Annotated in this window: 15 protein-coding genes and 1 pseudogene; 2 read left to right on the top strand and 14 right to left on the bottom strand. The window is 68.6% G+C overall.

What is annotated here, in order from left to right; genetic code table 11:
- Window positions 1–53: 53 nt before the first annotated feature.
- The 10 genes and pseudogenes from IE107_RS29795 to IE107_RS29755 form a co-directional block, all read right to left on the bottom strand.
- On the bottom strand, window positions 54–902 hold the full coding sequence (locus IE107_RS29795; RefSeq protein ID WP_189547466.1) for an urease accessory protein UreD: 849 nt from the start codon (window positions 900–902) through the stop codon (window positions 54–56).
- A complete protein-coding gene (gene ureG, locus IE107_RS29790; protein ID WP_229867346.1) occupies window positions 899–1594 on the bottom strand; it encodes an urease accessory protein UreG in 696 nt (231 codons plus the stop codon). Before ureG ends, IE107_RS29795 begins: the two co-directional genes overlap by 4 nt.
- A gap of 28 nt (window positions 1595–1622) precedes the next feature.
- Window positions 1623–2297 carry an urease accessory protein UreF gene (locus IE107_RS29785; RefSeq protein ID WP_189547465.1) on the bottom strand — a complete coding sequence of 225 codons (675 nt, stop codon included), beginning with the start codon at window positions 2295–2297 and terminating at the stop codon, window positions 1623–1625.
- 119 nt (window positions 2298–2416) lie between these two features.
- Complete coding sequence (locus IE107_RS29780; RefSeq protein ID WP_189547464.1) at window positions 2417–4468, bottom strand: urease subunit alpha; 2052 nt, start codon at window positions 4466–4468, stop codon at window positions 2417–2419.
- The gene (locus IE107_RS35965) at window positions 4465–4860 is read right to left on the bottom strand and encodes an urease subunit beta (protein WP_308434265.1); all 396 of its coding nucleotides are present in this window, start codon (window positions 4858–4860) and stop codon (window positions 4465–4467) included. The genes IE107_RS29780 and IE107_RS35965 overlap by 4 nt, the downstream gene beginning before the upstream one ends.
- Before the next feature lie 165 nt (window positions 4861–5025).
- A pseudogene (locus tag IE107_RS35960) lies at window positions 5026–5322 on the bottom strand (urease subunit gamma); the annotation flags it as partial.
- Between the two features lie 583 nt (window positions 5323–5905).
- Window positions 5906–6073, bottom strand: coding sequence for a hypothetical protein (locus IE107_RS29770; RefSeq protein WP_189547463.1), 168 nt, complete (start codon window positions 6071–6073; stop codon window positions 5906–5908).
- Window positions 6070–6873 (bottom strand): M20/M25/M40 family metallo-hydrolase, encoded by an 804-nt coding sequence (locus IE107_RS35825; RefSeq protein WP_268246625.1) that lies wholly within the window; start codon window positions 6871–6873, stop codon window positions 6070–6072. The genes IE107_RS29770 and IE107_RS35825 overlap by 4 nt, the downstream gene beginning before the upstream one ends.
- A complete protein-coding gene (locus IE107_RS35820; RefSeq protein ID WP_189547462.1) occupies window positions 6807–7400 on the bottom strand; it encodes a M20 family metallopeptidase in 594 nt (197 codons plus the stop codon). The genes IE107_RS35825 and IE107_RS35820 overlap by 67 nt, the downstream gene beginning before the upstream one ends.
- The gene (locus IE107_RS29755) at window positions 7397–9142 is read right to left on the bottom strand and encodes an amidohydrolase (protein WP_189547461.1); all 1746 of its coding nucleotides are present in this window, start codon (window positions 9140–9142) and stop codon (window positions 7397–7399) included. The genes IE107_RS35820 and IE107_RS29755 overlap by 4 nt, the downstream gene beginning before the upstream one ends.
- Before the next feature lie 105 nt (window positions 9143–9247).
- On the opposite strand from IE107_RS29755, the gene IE107_RS29750 reads away from it, so the two are divergent.
- Together IE107_RS29750 and IE107_RS29745 are read left to right on the top strand one after the other, a co-directional pair.
- Window positions 9248–9841: a TetR/AcrR family transcriptional regulator gene (locus tag IE107_RS29750; protein ID WP_189547460.1), complete on the top strand. Its 594-nt coding sequence runs from the start codon at window positions 9248–9250 to the stop codon at window positions 9839–9841.
- A gap of 336 nt (window positions 9842–10177) precedes the next feature.
- Window positions 10178–11077 (top strand): LysR family transcriptional regulator, encoded by a 900-nt coding sequence (locus IE107_RS29745; RefSeq protein ID WP_189547459.1) that lies wholly within the window; start codon window positions 10178–10180, stop codon window positions 11075–11077.
- A 126-nt stretch (window positions 11078–11203) separates the two neighbouring features.
- Here the strand turns inward: IE107_RS29745 and IE107_RS29740 are convergent, their stop codons facing one another.
- The 4 genes from IE107_RS29740 to IE107_RS29725 all read right to left on the bottom strand — a co-directional run bounded on the left by IE107_RS29740 (window position 11204) and on the right by IE107_RS29725 (window position 16417).
- A complete protein-coding gene (locus IE107_RS29740) occupies window positions 11204–12334 on the bottom strand; it encodes an MFS transporter (RefSeq protein WP_189547458.1) in 1131 nt (376 codons plus the stop codon).
- Between the two features lie 470 nt (window positions 12335–12804).
- Window positions 12805–14016 (bottom strand): nucleotidyl transferase AbiEii/AbiGii toxin family protein, encoded by a 1212-nt coding sequence (locus IE107_RS29735; RefSeq protein WP_189547457.1) that lies wholly within the window; start codon window positions 14014–14016, stop codon window positions 12805–12807.
- A gap of 310 nt (window positions 14017–14326) precedes the next feature.
- Window positions 14327–15220 carry an NAD(P)-dependent oxidoreductase gene (locus IE107_RS29730; protein WP_189547456.1) on the bottom strand — a complete coding sequence of 298 codons (894 nt, stop codon included), beginning with the start codon at window positions 15218–15220 and terminating at the stop codon, window positions 14327–14329.
- Between the two features lie 51 nt (window positions 15221–15271).
- The gene (locus tag IE107_RS29725; RefSeq protein WP_189547455.1) at window positions 15272–16417 is read right to left on the bottom strand and encodes an FAD-dependent monooxygenase; all 1146 of its coding nucleotides are present in this window, start codon (window positions 16415–16417) and stop codon (window positions 15272–15274) included.
- Window positions 16418–16573 lie beyond the last annotated feature (156 nt).

The raw sequence follows: 16573 nt of genomic DNA, 5'->3' as shown, positions 1-16573 counted from the left end.
TCGCACCGAGGTCCGTCCGGCCTGTGACGGCCGGGGCCTGCAGGTGGCCCGCGCTACCCTCGCAGCGCGTGTGCGAGGGCCTCGTCGAGCAGTTCCCGCAGAACTGAGGAGGTCGGTGCGACGGCGGTCGCGAGCAGTGCCCGGCCGTCGGCCAGCGGTGTGAGAACAGCGCACCCGTCCCGGGATCCCGTGCGGAGAAGGACAGGGTCGTGACGAGTGCCCATCTTCGGGTCCACGAGCAGGAGTTGGCCGACGGCGCGGTGTCCGTGCAGCCTGGCCGGACCGTCCCAGCCAGGCTCCGGATTCCCGTATGCCGTCTGCTGGTCGAGCAGCGGTCTCCCGGCACGGTGGACCAGGAGTCTGCTCACGAGGTGGCCCGGGTCCTCGTTGGCCCGGCCCAGGATTTGCTCCTCCCTCAGTAACAACCGGGCGGTGGAGGCAAGTTCGACATGGCAAGTCTGCCTGAGGTTGCTGTCGGCAGCGCTGATCAGCGGCCGGGGCAGCCAGCGCAGGCCGGCGTGCTCCCCGGCGGTGAGCCGTACGTCGTACGTGGCCGGCGCGGCGGTGGGGCCGCGCAGGGCGAGTGTGGCGGCGGCTGTCGTGACCTCCAACAGGGCCCGGTCCTCCACGGTGACGTCGATGGTGAGTCGGTCGCCGCCGAGTGGGGCGCTCATGGCACCGATGATCCCCACCTTGGCGGAGTTCCCGTCGGTGCGCATGCGTCGGAGGTGGAACGGGCCGTCACTGCGTAGCTGTGGAAGCGTGGTGGCACGTCCGTTGTACGTGGCGCGGATGCGGGCCGTGGCCCGTACTCCGTGCGGGTGCCCGGCGGGCTCCTCGGCGCCGGAGAGGGATCCGGTCGACGCCGCTCGGTCATCGACGATTTGTGCGGCGTGGCTCATACGGCCGCCTTGACACGCCACTCGGAGAGGTGGGCGGTGACCCAGTCGGCGACCTCGCGGATGCCGTCGTCGGAAGTGAGGCTGGTGAAGACGACGGGAAGGTCACCGCGTTGCCGTTCGGCGTCGACGGCCATGGCGGCGAGGTCGGCGCCTACGTGCGGGGCGAGGTCGGTCTTGTTGACGACGAGGAGGTCGGCGGTGGTGATGCCGGGGCCGCCCTTGCGGGGGATGTCGTCGCCGCTGGAGACGTCGATGACAAAGATCTGCACGTCGACGAGGCCCTTGGAGAAGGTGGCGGTGAGGTTGTCGCCACCGGACTCGATGAGCACGAGGTCGAGGGGGTGGAGGGTCTCCTCCAGGTGTTCGACGGCCTCCAGGTTGGCCGAGATGTCGTCGCGGATCGCGGTGTGTGGGCACGCGCCGGTCTCCACCGCGGTGATGCGCTCGGGCGGCAGCACGGCCTCGCGCAGCAGGTACTCGGCGTCCTCGCGGGTGTAGATGTCGTTGGTGACGACGGCGATGGACCAGCGGTCGCGCAGGGTGCGGCAGAGCGCGGCGACGCTTGCTGTTTTGCCGGAGCCGACGGGCCCGCCCAGGCCGACACGGAGCGCCCGGCGGCTGCCGTCGGCGCGAAGCGGTCCGGCGCTGTGGGTGTGGCGCTGCGGCATGGTCGCAGGGGGGTCGAGGTGCACGGAGAACTCCAGGTGGGAAGGGAGGGTTTCAGGAGGCGAAGAGCCGGACGGTCCAGGCGGCGTGCTGCTCGCCGATGATGTCCAGCAACGGAGAGGACGCGGACGGGAGGGCGTCGACCCCCTCGGTCGTGACCCGATCCGCGGCCCGGGCGGCAGCTGTGGCGACGGCGTCCATATCGGGGCTGAGGCGGGCCAGTAGCCCCGAGGCGTCGAGAGGGTCGAGGCTCAGCAGGCGCACTGCCGCGGTGGCCGGGCCGCTGACGTTCTCGTACGCGGTGGCGTAGGCGGCGTCCAGAGCGGTGAGTCCGGCGGCCCGGGCGGCGAGGCCCAGCACGAGCGGCTGGTGGGCGCCCCGGGGGCGCTCGGCGGCCAGCAGTTCCAGGTCTTCGGACGGGAAGGTCGCTCGGGCCGCGCGCATCATCTGACGGCCGAGCCGACGGGCGACGGCGCGGAGCGCGGGGACGGGGGTGCGTGCGTCGGCGGCGTCGTCCAGCAGCAGCGGGTCATGCCCGGCGGCGGCCGCGGCGGCCAGACCGGCCATGGTCAGGCCGGTGGTGTGCAGACGGCCGAGGCAGAATGCCTCCAGGCTTTCGGTGTCGTGAACGGCTCCGTGGGCGACGGCGGCTTCGACGCCACCCGAGTGGGCATGCCCTCCGGCGGGGAAGCGGCCGTCGGCCAGGAGGAGCAGGGCTGCACGGCTCATGGTTGAGCGGCTGCCTTTCGCAGGGTCGGAAGTCGTGCCGGGCGCGGGCGGGTCATGGTGTACCGGCCCCGGGGGCCCGGCCGCGATGCTGTTGCTCCGACGGCCGGGCAGGTGGCGGTTCAGAAGAGGAAGTACCGCTGTGCCAGAGGTACTTCGTTGACGTAGGAGCGCGGCACGGTCGCACCGTTGAGTTCGGTGCGGACGTCGGTCGTGGTCGCACCGCCGATGGTGACTTCGAAGCTGTTGTGGTCGACTTCGAGGCTCGTCAGCGCGGTGCCGTCGTTCAGTTTCATGTCGGCCTTCGTGATGTGCCGGGTACTCGTGATGTCGACGAATTCCTTGTCGAGACCGAGGCCCGGATTGTCGCTGGTGCCGTCTCCGTTCAGTTTGCCGGCCACGCCCGGAGCCACGAAGTTCATCGAGTTGCGTCCCGGTGAGCGGCCGGTGGAGCCCCATACCGGGCGCGGCAGATAGGGCTGGGGCGTTGTGATCGACGCGTTGGCGTCACCGACCTGCGCGTACGCGAGCTGGCCCCTCTTGAGGAGCATGTGAGGCCGGACGCCGAAGAACTGCGGCTCCCACAGCACCAGGTCGGCGAGTTTCCCGGTCTGCACGGAGCCGACGTGGCTGTCGATGCCGTGCGTGATCGCCGGGTTGATGGTGTACTTGGCGACGTAGCGGCGCGCCCGGAAGTTGTCGTTCGGCAGCCGCTGCTGTTCGTTGAAGGAGTGTGTCGTGTCCTCGGTGGTTCCGCGGATGTGTGCGGCTTCGCGGTCTTCCGCCAGCGCTCCGTAGCGGCACTTCATGACATGCGCGGTCTGCCAGGTACGCATGATCATCTCTCCGATGCGGCCCATCGCCTGGGCGTCGGAGGACATCATGGAAATGGCGCCCATGTCGTGGAGGAGGTCCTCCGCGGCCATGGTGGATGGCCGGATCCGGGAGTCGGCGAAGGCCATGTCCGCCGGAATCTCGGGGTTGAGGTGATGGCACACGATCATCATGTCGACGTGCTCCTTGACGGTGTTGACCGTCAGGGGACGCGTCGGGTTGGTCGAGGCCGGTAGAACGTTCGGTTCCTTGACCAGCTCGATCATGTCCGGTGCGTGACCGCCACCGGCACCCTCGACGTGGAAGATATGGATGGGGCGTGCCTTCTCCTTCGTGCGCTTTCCCGCTGTGTCCTTTCCGTCGCCCGTGAAGGCCTCTCGTGTGCTCTCCAGGAACCCCGACTCGTTCAGCGAGTCGGCGTGCAGAGCGAGCTGGACACCGCGCTCTTCACAGACGTCCAGCGCCCGGTCGATCACCGCGGGTGTGGCGCCCCAGTCCTCGTGAATCTTGAAGCCACAGACGCCGGCGTCCACCTGCGCGTTGAGCTCGTGCTCGTTCATCGTGCTGCCCTTGCCGAGCAGGCCGATGTTGACCGGGAACTCGTCCAGTGCCTCGAAGAGCCGCGTGATGTGCCAGGCGCCCGGGGTCACGGTGGTGGCCGTACTGCCCTCGGCCGGTCCTGTGCCGCCGCCGATCAGCGTGGTCACACCCGAGGCCAGGGCCTCGTGGATCTCCCCGGGGCAGATGAAGTGGACATGGGTGTCCACGCCACCCGCGGTGAGGATCCGCCCGTTGCCGGAGATGACCTCGGTGCTCGGCCCGACCGCAAAGCTCACCGGCGTCACCGGAACCGGCTCCGTATTGCCTTTCGTCGCGCGGTTCGGCATCTCGAACCTGTCGCTCGGGACGGGGTTCATCGTCTCGGGGTTGTACGCCTTGCCCATGGCCGCGATCTCGCCGTCGCGGATGCCGATGTCGGCCTTGACCACGCCCCACCAGTCGAGGATCAGCGCGCCCGTGATGACGGTGTCCACGGGCCTGTGGTCCGTGGCATGGCCCTCGCTGTTCCTCCCGTCCCTGGCGAGGTGCGACATTCCCATCGACTCGCGGATCACCTTGCCGCCGCCGAAGATCATCTCGTTGCCGCTGTACGAAGGGCCGCCGCTCCAGTCGGCCTCGATCTCCAGCGTGAGGTCGGTGTCGGCGAGCCGGACCCGGTCCCGGGTGGTCGGTCCGTACAGCGCGGTGTAGTCCGGTCGTGTCAGCTCGTTGCTCGGCTTCGGCCGGCCCTTCACGGGCTTCGACGCCTGGCTGTGGCCCTGTCCCCGTGGGTTGCTCATCGGACGATTCCTTCGCGCAGTCCCTGGATCTTGGTGAGGTCGCTGGTGTTGCCGCTGTCGGCCGTGACATCCCCCTGGATCTGCACCAGCTCCACGCAGCACTCGTCACCTGGTTCGAAGCGCACGGCCGTGCCTGCGGCGATGTTGAGCCGTCGGCCTTTCGCCGCATCGCAGTCCCAGAGACTGCCGTCGCTCGGGACTGTCTGACCGGCAGGGATCTCGATGCCGACGACTTTGAGTCCTGGATTGACCTCGGCGAAGTGATAGTGGGAACCGACCTGAATGGGACGGTCCGATTCGTTCTTCACCTTGATCTTCGTCTTGCCCGGGCCCGGCAAGGTGGTGGCGTTCTTCTGCAGGCTGTCGCCTTGCGTGTCCCCGTCGAGGTGCACGTTGAAGTAGATCGCGTCGTACCGGGAGGCTGTGTCGTCGTACTCGTCGCAGCCCACGGATGAGTTGCCGCTGTCGTCGCAGTCGACCGGCGAGCCCGGCGTGCGGGGCGGCTGGGGATGCTCGACCTTGCCCGGATGGATCTCGAGCTCCTCTGCGGCCTCCGGAATGGGATCGTGAATGGTGACCAGCTTGGTCCCGTCCGGGAAGGTGGCCTCCACCTGGACGCTCTTGATCATCTCCGGGACGCCGTGCATCACCTCCGCCCGGCTGATCAGGCGCCGACCCGAGTCCATGATGTCGCTGACCGTCTTGCCGTCGCGCGCCGCTTCGAAGACGTGCACCGTCAACAGGGCCACGACTTCCGGGTGGTTGAGGAGCAGCCCGCGGTCGCGGCGCTTCTGCGCAACGTCGGCTGCGACATGGATCAGCAGACGCTCTTGCTCATGCGGAGTCAAATGCACGATGAGCCATTTCTCTTGGTCGGGCAGTACATGCGGCCAGGCATGCCGGAGATCACGGGCACGTTCCTCCAGAACGGAAACCGGGCGTCCCCCGATAGTGAGCGGACGAGATCGGTAAAACGGCCAAGATGCCGACGAACAACACGATCTGCTGAATCCGCGATACGGGGTACGCGGTCGCCACCCCGTCAGGCAGGTCAATCCCAGGGCCCGGAATCACTCCGGCCGTCCGTGTGGCGGCCCGGACCGACAGACAGACAGCGCCCGTTCACCATGGCCGCGTCCGATGGATCCAGCGCTGCCGCCGCCCTCAGAGTCCCGTACAACCGAGTCGGCGTCGCCGGCAGGACCTGGCCGGGTGCGGCCAGGTCCTGCCGGTGACGCCGTGCATGCCTGTGGCTTCGTGGTGGTGCGACGCTCAGATCGGTCTCCAGCTGTATGCACCGTCGAGCGCCGTGCGAGATGACCAAGTGAATCTCCACAGCCCCTGCTTCGGCCGCCGCCCGGAGCGTCACGATACCGAGCTACGACGCGCTCGACCCCGAAATGCCGGCGGCCGGGCAGGGCTTGCCGTGCGCAGAAGTCATCGCGCCTCCTTTCGACCACGCTCATGGACGAAGACGGTGAGAGCTCGGCTGCTGCCCAAGGGCCGCGACGATGTCCGGGTCGCCGTTTCCCGGGGAAGTGCGATCGACAATCCGATCGCCGTGTACGGTGCGATCGCCGAGAGTTCGGCGGTGTCGTTGTTCATGCTGCACCGCACCATTCGATCGCCGCCACCGCGTATGCCTTCGCGGCATCGACCATCTCGTCAATCGCACACCGCTCATCGACAGCGTGTGCCATGACCTGGGCGCCCGGCCCCAGCCCGACGGCGGGGATGCCGACGGCGGTGAACCAGGTGAGATCGGTGGCCGAGGGGAACGGCAGCACATCGCCCGGGCCGGCGTACGGGGTACCGAGGGCCGCTTGCTCGCGAGCGGCGCGCACTGTCCGGCAGAGCGGATGATCCCGGTCGGTCCGACCGCCCGGATAGTGCATCGGCCAGTCGATGCGCGGAGGGTTGACGCGCAGCCAGGGGTCTTGCCGCACGATGTCCAGCACCGTGCGCGCGATCTCCGACCGGATCTCGTACACGTCCGTCGCGGGCGGGTAGAAGATCGCGTATTCGAGGGTCGTACTGTCGGGAATGAACGCGACGTTGCGGCTGCCGTGCGCGGCGCCATCGACCACGTTCAGACCGATGGTGAACTGGCCTTTTTCGAACAGTGGGTCCGTCCGGCTCTCGACCCATTCGGCCTCGAGCCGGCGCAGCCCGTCGTGGATCAGCACAGCGGCGTCGATCGCGCTGGCGGCGACGGGGTCGGCGGCGTATTCGTCAACCCCCGCCTGGGCGCGCATGCGCGAGCGCATCGACGCGTGCGCGCTGCGCCCTGTCACCGCGATGCGCATGACCAGCACGCCGGGAGTGGCCGGCATGACGGTCAACGGCCGGTCGGCGCCGGTGGGCTCGGCGATGATCGCCCCGTCGGCGGTGAAGCCGCGACCCAGGACGGCGGAGGTCCCCAGGTGGTGTTCGAGGTTCTCCTCGCCGACCAGCCCTGCAGGATCAGGTCGCCTCGCAGCCGTGTCCCGGTCTCGGTCAGTGCTCTGGCGGCGAAGGCCTGCGCAACGAGTCCGCTCTTCATGTCCGCCGATCCCCGGCCCCAGACATGGGTCTCGTCGATGAACGCCGTGAAGGGGTCGTGGGTCCACTGCACGGAGTCGTCCGCCGGTACGACGTCGACATGGCCGTTGAAGATCAGCGAGCGCCCGCCGCCACTACCGTGCACCACGCCGACCACGTTGTCCCGGCCCGGCACCTCGCCGAACAGCTCGGTCTCCGCGCCGGCCTGCCGGTACAGTGTCGCCAGCAGCCGGGAGACCTCCGTTTCACCACCGACCAGATCGTCATAGTCCTGATCCGGACAGGTCGGGTTCACGCTTCGGATGGAGACGGCCTCGGCCAGCGTGGCCACCATCTCCTCGCGCATGCTGTCGATGCGGGCGAGCACCCGGTTCGACCGGTCGGCGGTCATGACGCCACCGCCTGCGTCTCCTCGGCCGGGCAGGAGAGCTCGCCGCTGTCATGGACGGTCCTCCCGCCCAGCAGCGTCCGCAGCACCCTGGTACCTCGAAGGTCCTCCACCGGGCAGGTCACCGGATCACGATCCACGATCACCAGGTCCGCGTGGCTTCCCTGCGCGAGCGAGCCGATCTCGGGCCGGCCGAGCACCTTCGCCGCCCCCGTCGTCCACATGCGCAGCGCCTCTATGCGCGAAAGCTTCTGGTCAGGCCCGTCATTGCGGTGATCGCTGCCCGCGAAGCGGTGGGTCTGCGCCAGTTCGATCTGCTCCCACGGATTCTTCGGCCCCCAGTCCGAACCGCCCGCCAGATCAAGCCCGATATCGCTGAGACGGTGCAGCGGCTCGAGGTCGCGCCAGAGGTGAGTCCCCATGCGCTCGCCGTACATCGCACCTTTGCCCCAGGCGAATCCCGCGCTGGTGGTGACCTGGAAACCGAGTTCCGCGTATCGGCGGGCCTGCTTCGGCGTGATCGTCATGGCATGCTGGAGAATCCAGCGCCGGTCACGGAAATCGTGTTCCCGCACAACGCGTTCCGCGATGTCGAGGAACTCGTCGTGCTCGCGATACGCACCGAGGCACAGGTTCGCACGGATGCCGTTGGCGGCACAGAACCTGATGAAGGTCTCCTCCTTGTCCAGGGACAGGAATCGCACGCCACGGGTGGGTTTGCCGAAGGGGTCCGCGTAGGGCTCGTAGGTCGCGAAGTATCCCGAGAAGCAAGGGCCGCCCGGGCTGAATGTGAGCCCGCCGACCCGCAGCATGTCGTCGCCGTCGTCCGAGATCTGGTCGGCGAGCTGCTCGAGGCGAGCGGCGAATTCGCCGTGCGGGAGCGGGTCGAACGGATAGAAGATGACCGACTCGGCGTCCAGCGTCGCCATCACGCGAAGGGGCAGGGAATCGGTCGCGCGCAGCTGTCGGTAGAGCGCGATGTGTTCCGGTTCCATCGCGTGCCCCTCGTACACGGTGGTCACGCCCTGCGCCGCGTAGCGCGCCAACTCCGCGGTCGTACCGGCGACGGCGTTCTCCATGCTCGGTTTCGGCAGCTTGGTCAGGATCTGCCCCCAGAAGGGGTCGTAGGTGTAGTAGTTGGTGACAGGTCCGCGCAGGATTCCGGTCAGGTCACCGGCTTCGTTCTTGTCGATCTCGACGTCGCAGACCCGGCCGGGGATGAAGGAGGTGAGTCCGACCGCGCGCAGGCCCGCGCTGTTGAACGCGACCACGTTCGGCATGCGGGGCGCCCACGCCTGGATCAGCACCGGATGGGCGTCGGTCGCCGAGTCGAGGGTCCATCGATCGGGCAGACGCCGTTCGGGCAGATCCCGCTCCGAACGGCGCACGAAGTAGTGCGGCTCACCGACCGGGGTGCACATGATCCACTCCCCCGGTGGCGTGTTCGCGGCCTCGGCCCGGATGCGCGCCACGATGTCCGCGTGATCGACGGCGTCGGTGAGGTCGACGAGCCCGCCCGCCAAGGTTCCGAAGTGCAGGACATGCGGATGGGTGTCGATCAGGCCGGGCATCACTGTGCCGCCTTCGACATCGATCCGGCGGGCATCGGGACCCGCCGCTTCCGCCATGGCGTCCCGGTCCCCCACAGCGAGCACGCGCCCGCCGGACAGCACCAACGCCTCGGCCTCGGGTGCGTTCGGATCGAGTGTGCGTACCCGCCCACCTGTGATGATCGTGCTGGTCATAGCTTCCCTCCGCGGCTGACGGCGGTGTCCGATGGGCATACCGTAGCGCAGTTTTTCTCCATACGGAGAACAACTTTCGCCATCCACGCCAGTACGATGAACCCCGTGACAACGCCCATGCGCGAGCCGCAGATGGCCCGAGGGGCCGCCCGCCGCGAAGCTCTCCTGGACGCCGCGACCCGATTGCTGGCGCGGGAAGGCGCGCGCGCCCTGACACACCGGGCTATCGCGGCGGAGGCCGGCACCACCCACGGCATCGCCCGCTACTACTTCGGCACCCTCGACCAATTGCTCGACGAAGCCCTGCGACGGCTGGCCACCCGGCAGATCGAGGAGGTGCGCGTACTGTTCCACCGGTTGCCGGACGTCGATGTCCCGCAGCGGATCACCCGCATCGTGCAGTACGTGACCGGATCCCTGGCCCATGACCGGGACTCCGGCATCGCCCGGTACGAGTTCTTCCTGGAAGTCGCTCGCCGCCACCAGCTGCAGGCCAGCCTCGACGCATGGGGAGTCGCCCAGCGGGCGGCCTTCGCCGGCGAACTGCGCGGGGCCGGATCCGCGGACCCCGAGGCCGACGCCGCGGATCTGCTGACCATCATCAATGGTCTGCTTCTGGAGCAACTCGCGCTGCCCATCGACGACTTCGAAACAACCCGGCTGCGACCGGCCGTCGCAAGGTTCTTTCCGGAGGGCTGATCACTGCGGCGCGGCGTCCGGGTCCACGCGTGGATCGTTACCGCCGATACGACGAGCTCGCGGATGAAGGTCTCGTCGTGGGCATACCAGCGCGAGCTGCGATCTTCGCCGAACCAGTGCCACCCCTCGACGGTGAGCGCGGGGACGGCACGACATGGTCCGGATCACGCTCACCGGCGCCCAGCTCGTTACCTGCCTCGACAGCTGGACCAGGTCGTCCACCCCGACCGGCTGGGGCCGGACTTCCCGCGACAGTGATCTCACCTCGGCACCTCGTGGGGGTGGATCACCACTGGCCGGAGCGGGCGCCGCGCGACACCGGCATAGAATGCGGAGGTGGATCGCACACCGCCATGGCCCGTAATCCCGGAGCTTCCGCTCCAGGAACTCGAGTGTTTCTCCGTGCTGGTTCACCAACTCCATTTCGGCCGCACGGCCGAAATCCTGGGTGTCACCCAGGGACGCGTCTCCCAGCTGATCAAGCGCCTGGAGAACCGGCTGAGCGCTCCGGTGTTCGTACGAACCAGCCGCCGGGTCGAGCTGACCGATCTGGGGCGAGCGCTGGCCGAACAGGTGGTGCCTGCCTTCCGCCAGCTTCGCGAGGGCTTCGACGCCGCCCGGGCCGCGGCAACGGACCGGCCCATGCGCGTGGGATTCCAGTGCGCCGTGTACGAGCCGGTTGCCAAGGCGATCGCGAGCCTTGCCGAAGGCTCCGCCCAACTCGTCGAACTTTCCTGGGGGGACCCGTTCTCCGACCTGAGCGGGGCGGAGATCGACGTGGCCATCGTGCTCTCGCCCTGCCGCGAGAAAGGCCTGCAGCCCATGCTGGAGTTCTCGCGGCAGCCGATGTATCTCGCCGTCTCCACCGCGCACCGCCTGGCCGGTGAGTCGAGTGTCTCTGCCGGCGAACTGTCGGAAATGGCACTGATCGAGCCACGCGGTGCCGCCCCCGACTACTGGCGACAGGTGAATGCGCCGAGGCGGACACGTAGCGGGATCGAGCTGACCTACTCGGCGACCGCCGGCACGATTCAGGAGGGGCTCTCGACCGTGGCCAGCACCCGCCTCGGTCTGCTGCTGTGCGAAGCGAGCACCCGGTACGCCCCGCGGCCGGACATCCGCTACCTGCCGGTTCCCGATCTGGAGCCGACCACGCTGCTCGTCCTGCAGAGCGAACGGAAGCAGCACGGCCTCGCCAACAGATTCGTCGAGCTCTTGCTGGAGAACGTGGGCTGAGACGACGTTGCTGTCCCGGCTGTGAGCGGAGCAGATCCGCCCGTCGGACGAACGTCGTCCGGATTGGTGGCTGTCGGCCCAGGGCAGCGGACGGACCGATCAATGACCGGCGGCATCCATCTCCGGTCACCCCGTACGAGGAGCGGTCGGTCGAGGCCGCGAGACGGCGGCGATGACCAGCCCGGCCGCCGTGATCAGCGCCGCCGAGAAAAGGACGGCGCGGTTTCCCGCACGGTCGATGACGAACCCGCCCGCAAGCGCGCCGAGAGCGATGCTTGCGTTGAACACGCCGGCCCACAGTGCGGCCGATGCCTCAGTACGCGCGGGGTCGGCCGTGCGGACCCAGGTCTGCGTCGAGACCGATACCCCGCCGTACGAGGCGCCCCAGACGACGAGCACGATCAGCACAGTGACAGTGCCCGCGGTGGCGAACGGCAACAACGCTACGGCCATGGTGACGCCCGCCACAGCGATAGTCACAGCCTCCTTCGTGTACCGGCCCGCCAGAGGGCCGAGGGTGAAGTTGCCGGCGACGCCGGCCAGGCCGTAGACCAGCAGACAGCTCGCGATCAAGCCGGCGCTCATGCCCGCGTCCGACTCGAGGACCGGGCGCACGTACGTATAGCCGGTGAAGTGACCGAGCACGATCAGCGCCGTGATGGCCAGCCCGGCCGCGACACCGCGGTTCCTCAACACGCCGATGGTTCCGTCGAGGCGGCTCCGCCGGTGAACCGGAAGGGCCGGAAGCGTGAGGACCAGGACGCCCGCGGCCACCGCACCGACGAGTGCGAGTGCCCAGAACGTGGCACGCCAGCCGATGAGCGCCGCAAGGAGGGTACCCAGCGGCACCCCGAGAACCGAGGCGATGGAGACGCCCGAGAAGATCAGCGTGGTGGCAAGCGCGACTCGTGGTCCGCCGACGAGTCGCGGGCCAAGTCCTGCAGCGAGTCCCCACACGACGCCCATCGCAATACCGAGAAGGATTCGGCTGGAAGCCAGAACCAGAAAATTGGGCGCGATCGCGGTCAGCGCATTCGCCACTGACAGCAGAACCATGAAGGTGACGAGCACTTCCTTGCGGTCGCGAAGCCCGATGAGCGCTGGAACAAACGGGGAGACGGCCGCAGCGACGACCCCGGTGATCGTCAGGGACAGGCCGGTGACACCGTCGGAGACGGAAAGCGCCTTGGACATGGGCGTCAGCAGGCCCACCGGCATCATTTCGGAGGACACCACGGTGAAAGTGCTGAGTGCCACGGCGATGACGGGTGACCAGCGAGGTACGCCGCTGTCGGCTGTGGAGGGTGTGAGAGCTTCCGTACTTTTCATATGGCCAGATCACCACCCCCTTGTGGGGCCGAACAAGATCGATGATCTCATCCATTCATTACCCCGACTCATCGATCAGGGGACCGCGCCTGTCCGGCGAATTCGGGTTCGGCGACGGCCTGCGCGGCCACGTCGGCGCCCCTGTAGCGACTTGGTCGAGGGGGCCTCCACGACGTTCGTGTCTTCCGCCGCTGGCGCGGGCACGGGCACGGGCTGATCGCAGAGTTCCACGATCGGCTGCGGGAAACGATCCATGGACGCCAAGGCCGTGAGGCCGGGCCCACGGCAGGACTCATCGACACGCAGTCGGTTCGGGCCGCCGCGACGGTACCGGCCTCCTCACGCGGCTTCAGCGGCTCCGGCGCGGGCATGCTCGGCCCCGCTCACCCAACTGCTCCTCAGTTGTTCCGCACTTGGTCGAAGGAGAGGTCGACCAGGGTCTCCCGGCCGAAGAAATGGACCAGAGCCTTGACCCTTCTCGACTGGGGACAGACCTCGTTGACAGTCGCCTGGAGAGTGGCGAAGGGGCCACCGCTGATGGTCACCGAGTCGCCGACCTCGATATCGGCCATGGCGGGGACCACCGCCGCGAACATCGAAGTGAGTGCCCCGGACAATCGGGACAACCACTCCTTCACGCTCCCCTGCACCCAGGGGTACTCGGCCTGGAACTTTTCCCATGCCACTGACCATTGGTGTACCTGGTCGGGGTGGAAGCCTTGCGCGTCGCCGCCGGACAGCACGTCTTCCAGGAGATCTGTGGACAGGCTGGTACGGCGGTCCTCGGCCAGGAGGACGGCGTCGTAGAGGTCCTTGCCCTGGGCACCGCCGTCCTCCTCGGACTCGACCTGCAACCAGAGGATCTTCCAGGAGAGCGAGAGTTCCCGGCCGGCCGTCAGGACGACCGCAGGCGGCCGGCCGGAGCCGACCGGCAACACCGCCGGCTCCGGCGGGTCGGAGAACATGTCGTCGGTGGCGAAGTCCACGCGTATCCGGCCGGACGGCAACCCGGATGCCCGCCAGGGCACTTCCAGCCGCACCCCCGGCCCGTGGTAGGACCATCCCCCGTCGCTCGACTCCGCATACGCCTGATCGGCGTCGAGCATCACGCCGCCCGGTGCCTCGGGCCGTTCCCTGATCCGGTCGAGCAGGTCCATGTATGGCGATTCGGCGTCCTCGTCCGCCGAGGCGGCCTCCAGCAGCCGGTCCAGGTCCGGCGAAGGACTCCTCACATCCCAGGTCCCATGAATGCCGTGCGCATCGTCTGCGGGCTCCATCGCGTCCGCCACGGCGGGCCAGGTGCGAGTCAGATCGATGAGGTTTCCGTACGGCCAGCCCTCGTTGACCATGTCGCGAACGACCACCCAGTCGAGATCAGCCGGCTCCCGGGCCCGCTCACCGGCCCATGCCTGCAGTGGCAGGCTGCCCCGCAGCACCAGACTGTCGCTCCACCAGGATCCGGCGATCAGAGCGAGCACGTGATCGATCGCCGCCCGGCGCGCGGTCCTCCAGCGCACCGCCTGTGCCAGGTCCGCGAACTCCGGCTCCCCGGCCCGTGACCGACGGTCGAACTCCTCCGGCAGAGGTTCCCAGCCGGTGGCCCCGTACATGGCTGCCCCTCTCCCCCCGCCGGGCTCCAACTGCGCTTTCGGCGGCCCTGCATCCGACGACCGCTCATCCGCAGTCGTGGGTTCAGCCCGCAGGCCACCGCTCCGTAGATGGTCAGACATAGCCGGCACAGTAGACGGCCCCACTGACAATGCCCCGGCTTCCTCGCCGCCGGGAAAGCCCTTCGTGCCCGCCGCGCTCGCACGGGCTTCGGCCATGCTTGGAGGAGGTCCACAACCCGGCCGGCGAACGAAGACGCACTCAAGCAATCAGCGCATCACTACCGGTCAGAAGCCGCTGGTGGCTGTTCAGTTACGGCGAGGGGTGACGGAGCTGTTCGGTGATCGCTGCGTAGCTGTTGTTGCCGTGTCCCTTGGCTACTGCCCGTTCGGCCAGGGTCGCGAGGAGTTCGGGTAGTTCGGTGTTGATGTCGGCGGCGTGGCTTTCGTGGAGGAGGTGTTTCATTCCGGTCAGGTTCGTGTTGACGGTGGATTCGGTGGCGGGGTAGGTGCCGTCGTCGATCTGCTGGGCATAGCCGGGCACCCAGTCGGCTACGGTTTCGATGCCCGTCTTGGCGAGGCGGGCGAATGCGGTCGCGGGGATTCCCGCCTTGCCGAGCAGGGCAGCGCCGTGCAGGAAGCCGTTGAGAGTACTCCACACCAAACTGAGTGCGGCCGCGTCGAACAGGGACGGCAGGCCATGGTCCGCGCCGACGTACACGGGGCTGCCGAGACTGCTGAGTGCCTGTTGGTGCCGGTCGAATGCGGTGGTCGGACCGCTGTAGAGGACGGTGGCATTCGCGGTGCCGATGGCCGGGGGTACGGCCATGATCGCGCCGTCGAGGTAGACGGCGCCTTGGTGGATCACCCACTGGGCCGTCTCACGGGCCTCTTGTGAGGTGCCCGAGGTCAGGTTGACCAGGGTGCGGCCGGACAGGTCCCGGCTCACGGGTTCGAGGATGTCACGCACGGTGTCGTAGTCGGAGACACAAATGACCACGAGCGGGCCGGCCGTGACGGCGTCACGGACGGTCCAGGCGAGCTGCGCGCCCTGCGCGGCAAGGGGTTCGGCCTTGGCGCGGGTGCGGTTCCATACGGTGGTGGGGTGGCCTCGGCCCAGGAAGGCCGCGGCGAGGGCCTGGCCCATCAGGCCCAGGCCGAGGACCGAGAGGGGGACACGGCCGGTGTCGGCGTCGAGGTCGTGCATCTTGTGCTCGCTTCCGGTGAATCGGCGCGGGTGGAGGGGTGCCTCTGGGAGTCAGCTCGTGGTCTCGGGCAGCCGCCAGGAGGCCCGCAGTTGGCGCACCAGGACGGAGGCGGGGATCAGGCGGACGAGGGTGTTGCGTACCCGGGTGCGTGTGGGGGTGCTCCAGTGAGCGATGCGTCCGAGCTGGTGGGCGGCCTTGACGACGGCGTTGGCCCTGGGCCGGCGGAAGCGTTCGTAGCGGCGCAGGGCGTCGGGGGTGGGGCCGTGCTCGGTGATCAGGTCGGTGAGGGCGAGAGCGTCCTCGATGGCCTGGCACGCGCCCTGGCCCAGATTGGGGGTCATGGGGTGGGCGGCGTCGCCGAGCAGGGTGGTGCGGCCCCGGCCCCACTGCGTGACCGGCGGGCGGTCCCGGATGTCGTCGCGTCGGACGGCGCTGACGGGGGTGTCCCTGACGGCTTGGCGGACATAGTCGGGGAACTCGGCCGTGGCCCGGGTGAGCGCGGCACGGACATCGCTGTCCTTGCCACCGGCGGGGCCGTTGGCGCACAGGAACCAGTACAAACGGTCACCGTCGATCACGCATCCGCCGAAGCGGCGGCCCGCTCCCCATATCTCTCCGATCCAGTCGCTGGGCAGGGGGTTGGCGTCGGTGACGCCGCGCCAGCAGTAGTAGCCGCTGTAGGTGGGTGCCTGGGCGCCCAGCAGCGCGGTTCGGACGGTGGAGCGCAGGCCGTCCGCACCGACCAGCACGGAGCCGCGTACTTCTTGCCCATTGGCGAGGGTGACGGTGGCCTGATCGGGGTCGGCGGCGGTGACGGCCGAGGCGAGCCGCAGCTCGCTGGTGCCGAGCTGGCCGACCAGCACCTGGTGGATGGTGGCGCGGTGCAGGCCCAGGGTGGGTGCGCCGATCTCCGCCAGCAGGGCGTCGGCCTGAGCGGGGCTCGGCTGCAGCAACACGCGGCCGCGAGCGTCGTAGACGGCGGCCGTGGACAGCCGCGCGCCGACGGCTTCGAAGGGCGCGGCCAGGCCCAGACGGCGTAGTGCCATGAGCGCGTTGGGCTGCACGGTCAGGCCGGCTCCGACAGGGGCGAGCTGTTCGGCCTGTTCCAGGACGACGGCCGGGATGCCGCGGCCGGCGAGTCCGGCGGCGAGGGTGAGTCCGCCGATGCCTGCTCCGGCGATGAGTACGGGGTCCATGAAGTGCCTTCTTTATTGGGTTCTTGCCAGGTTCTGGAGCCGTCTTGCGGCAGATTCCGCCCCATGGACGGCAGTGCGGAGGTCAGTCGGTGAAGGTGCGCAACAGGCGCAGCAGTGCGGTACGGAGTTCGGCCGGGTCGAGGTCGAGTCCGTCCG

This window comes from Streptomyces gelaticus (genome assembly GCF_014649535.1).
GTDB lineage: Bacteria > Actinomycetota > Actinomycetes > Streptomycetales > Streptomycetaceae > Streptomyces > Streptomyces gelaticus.
This window is presented reverse-complemented; position numbering and strand designations above follow the sequence as displayed.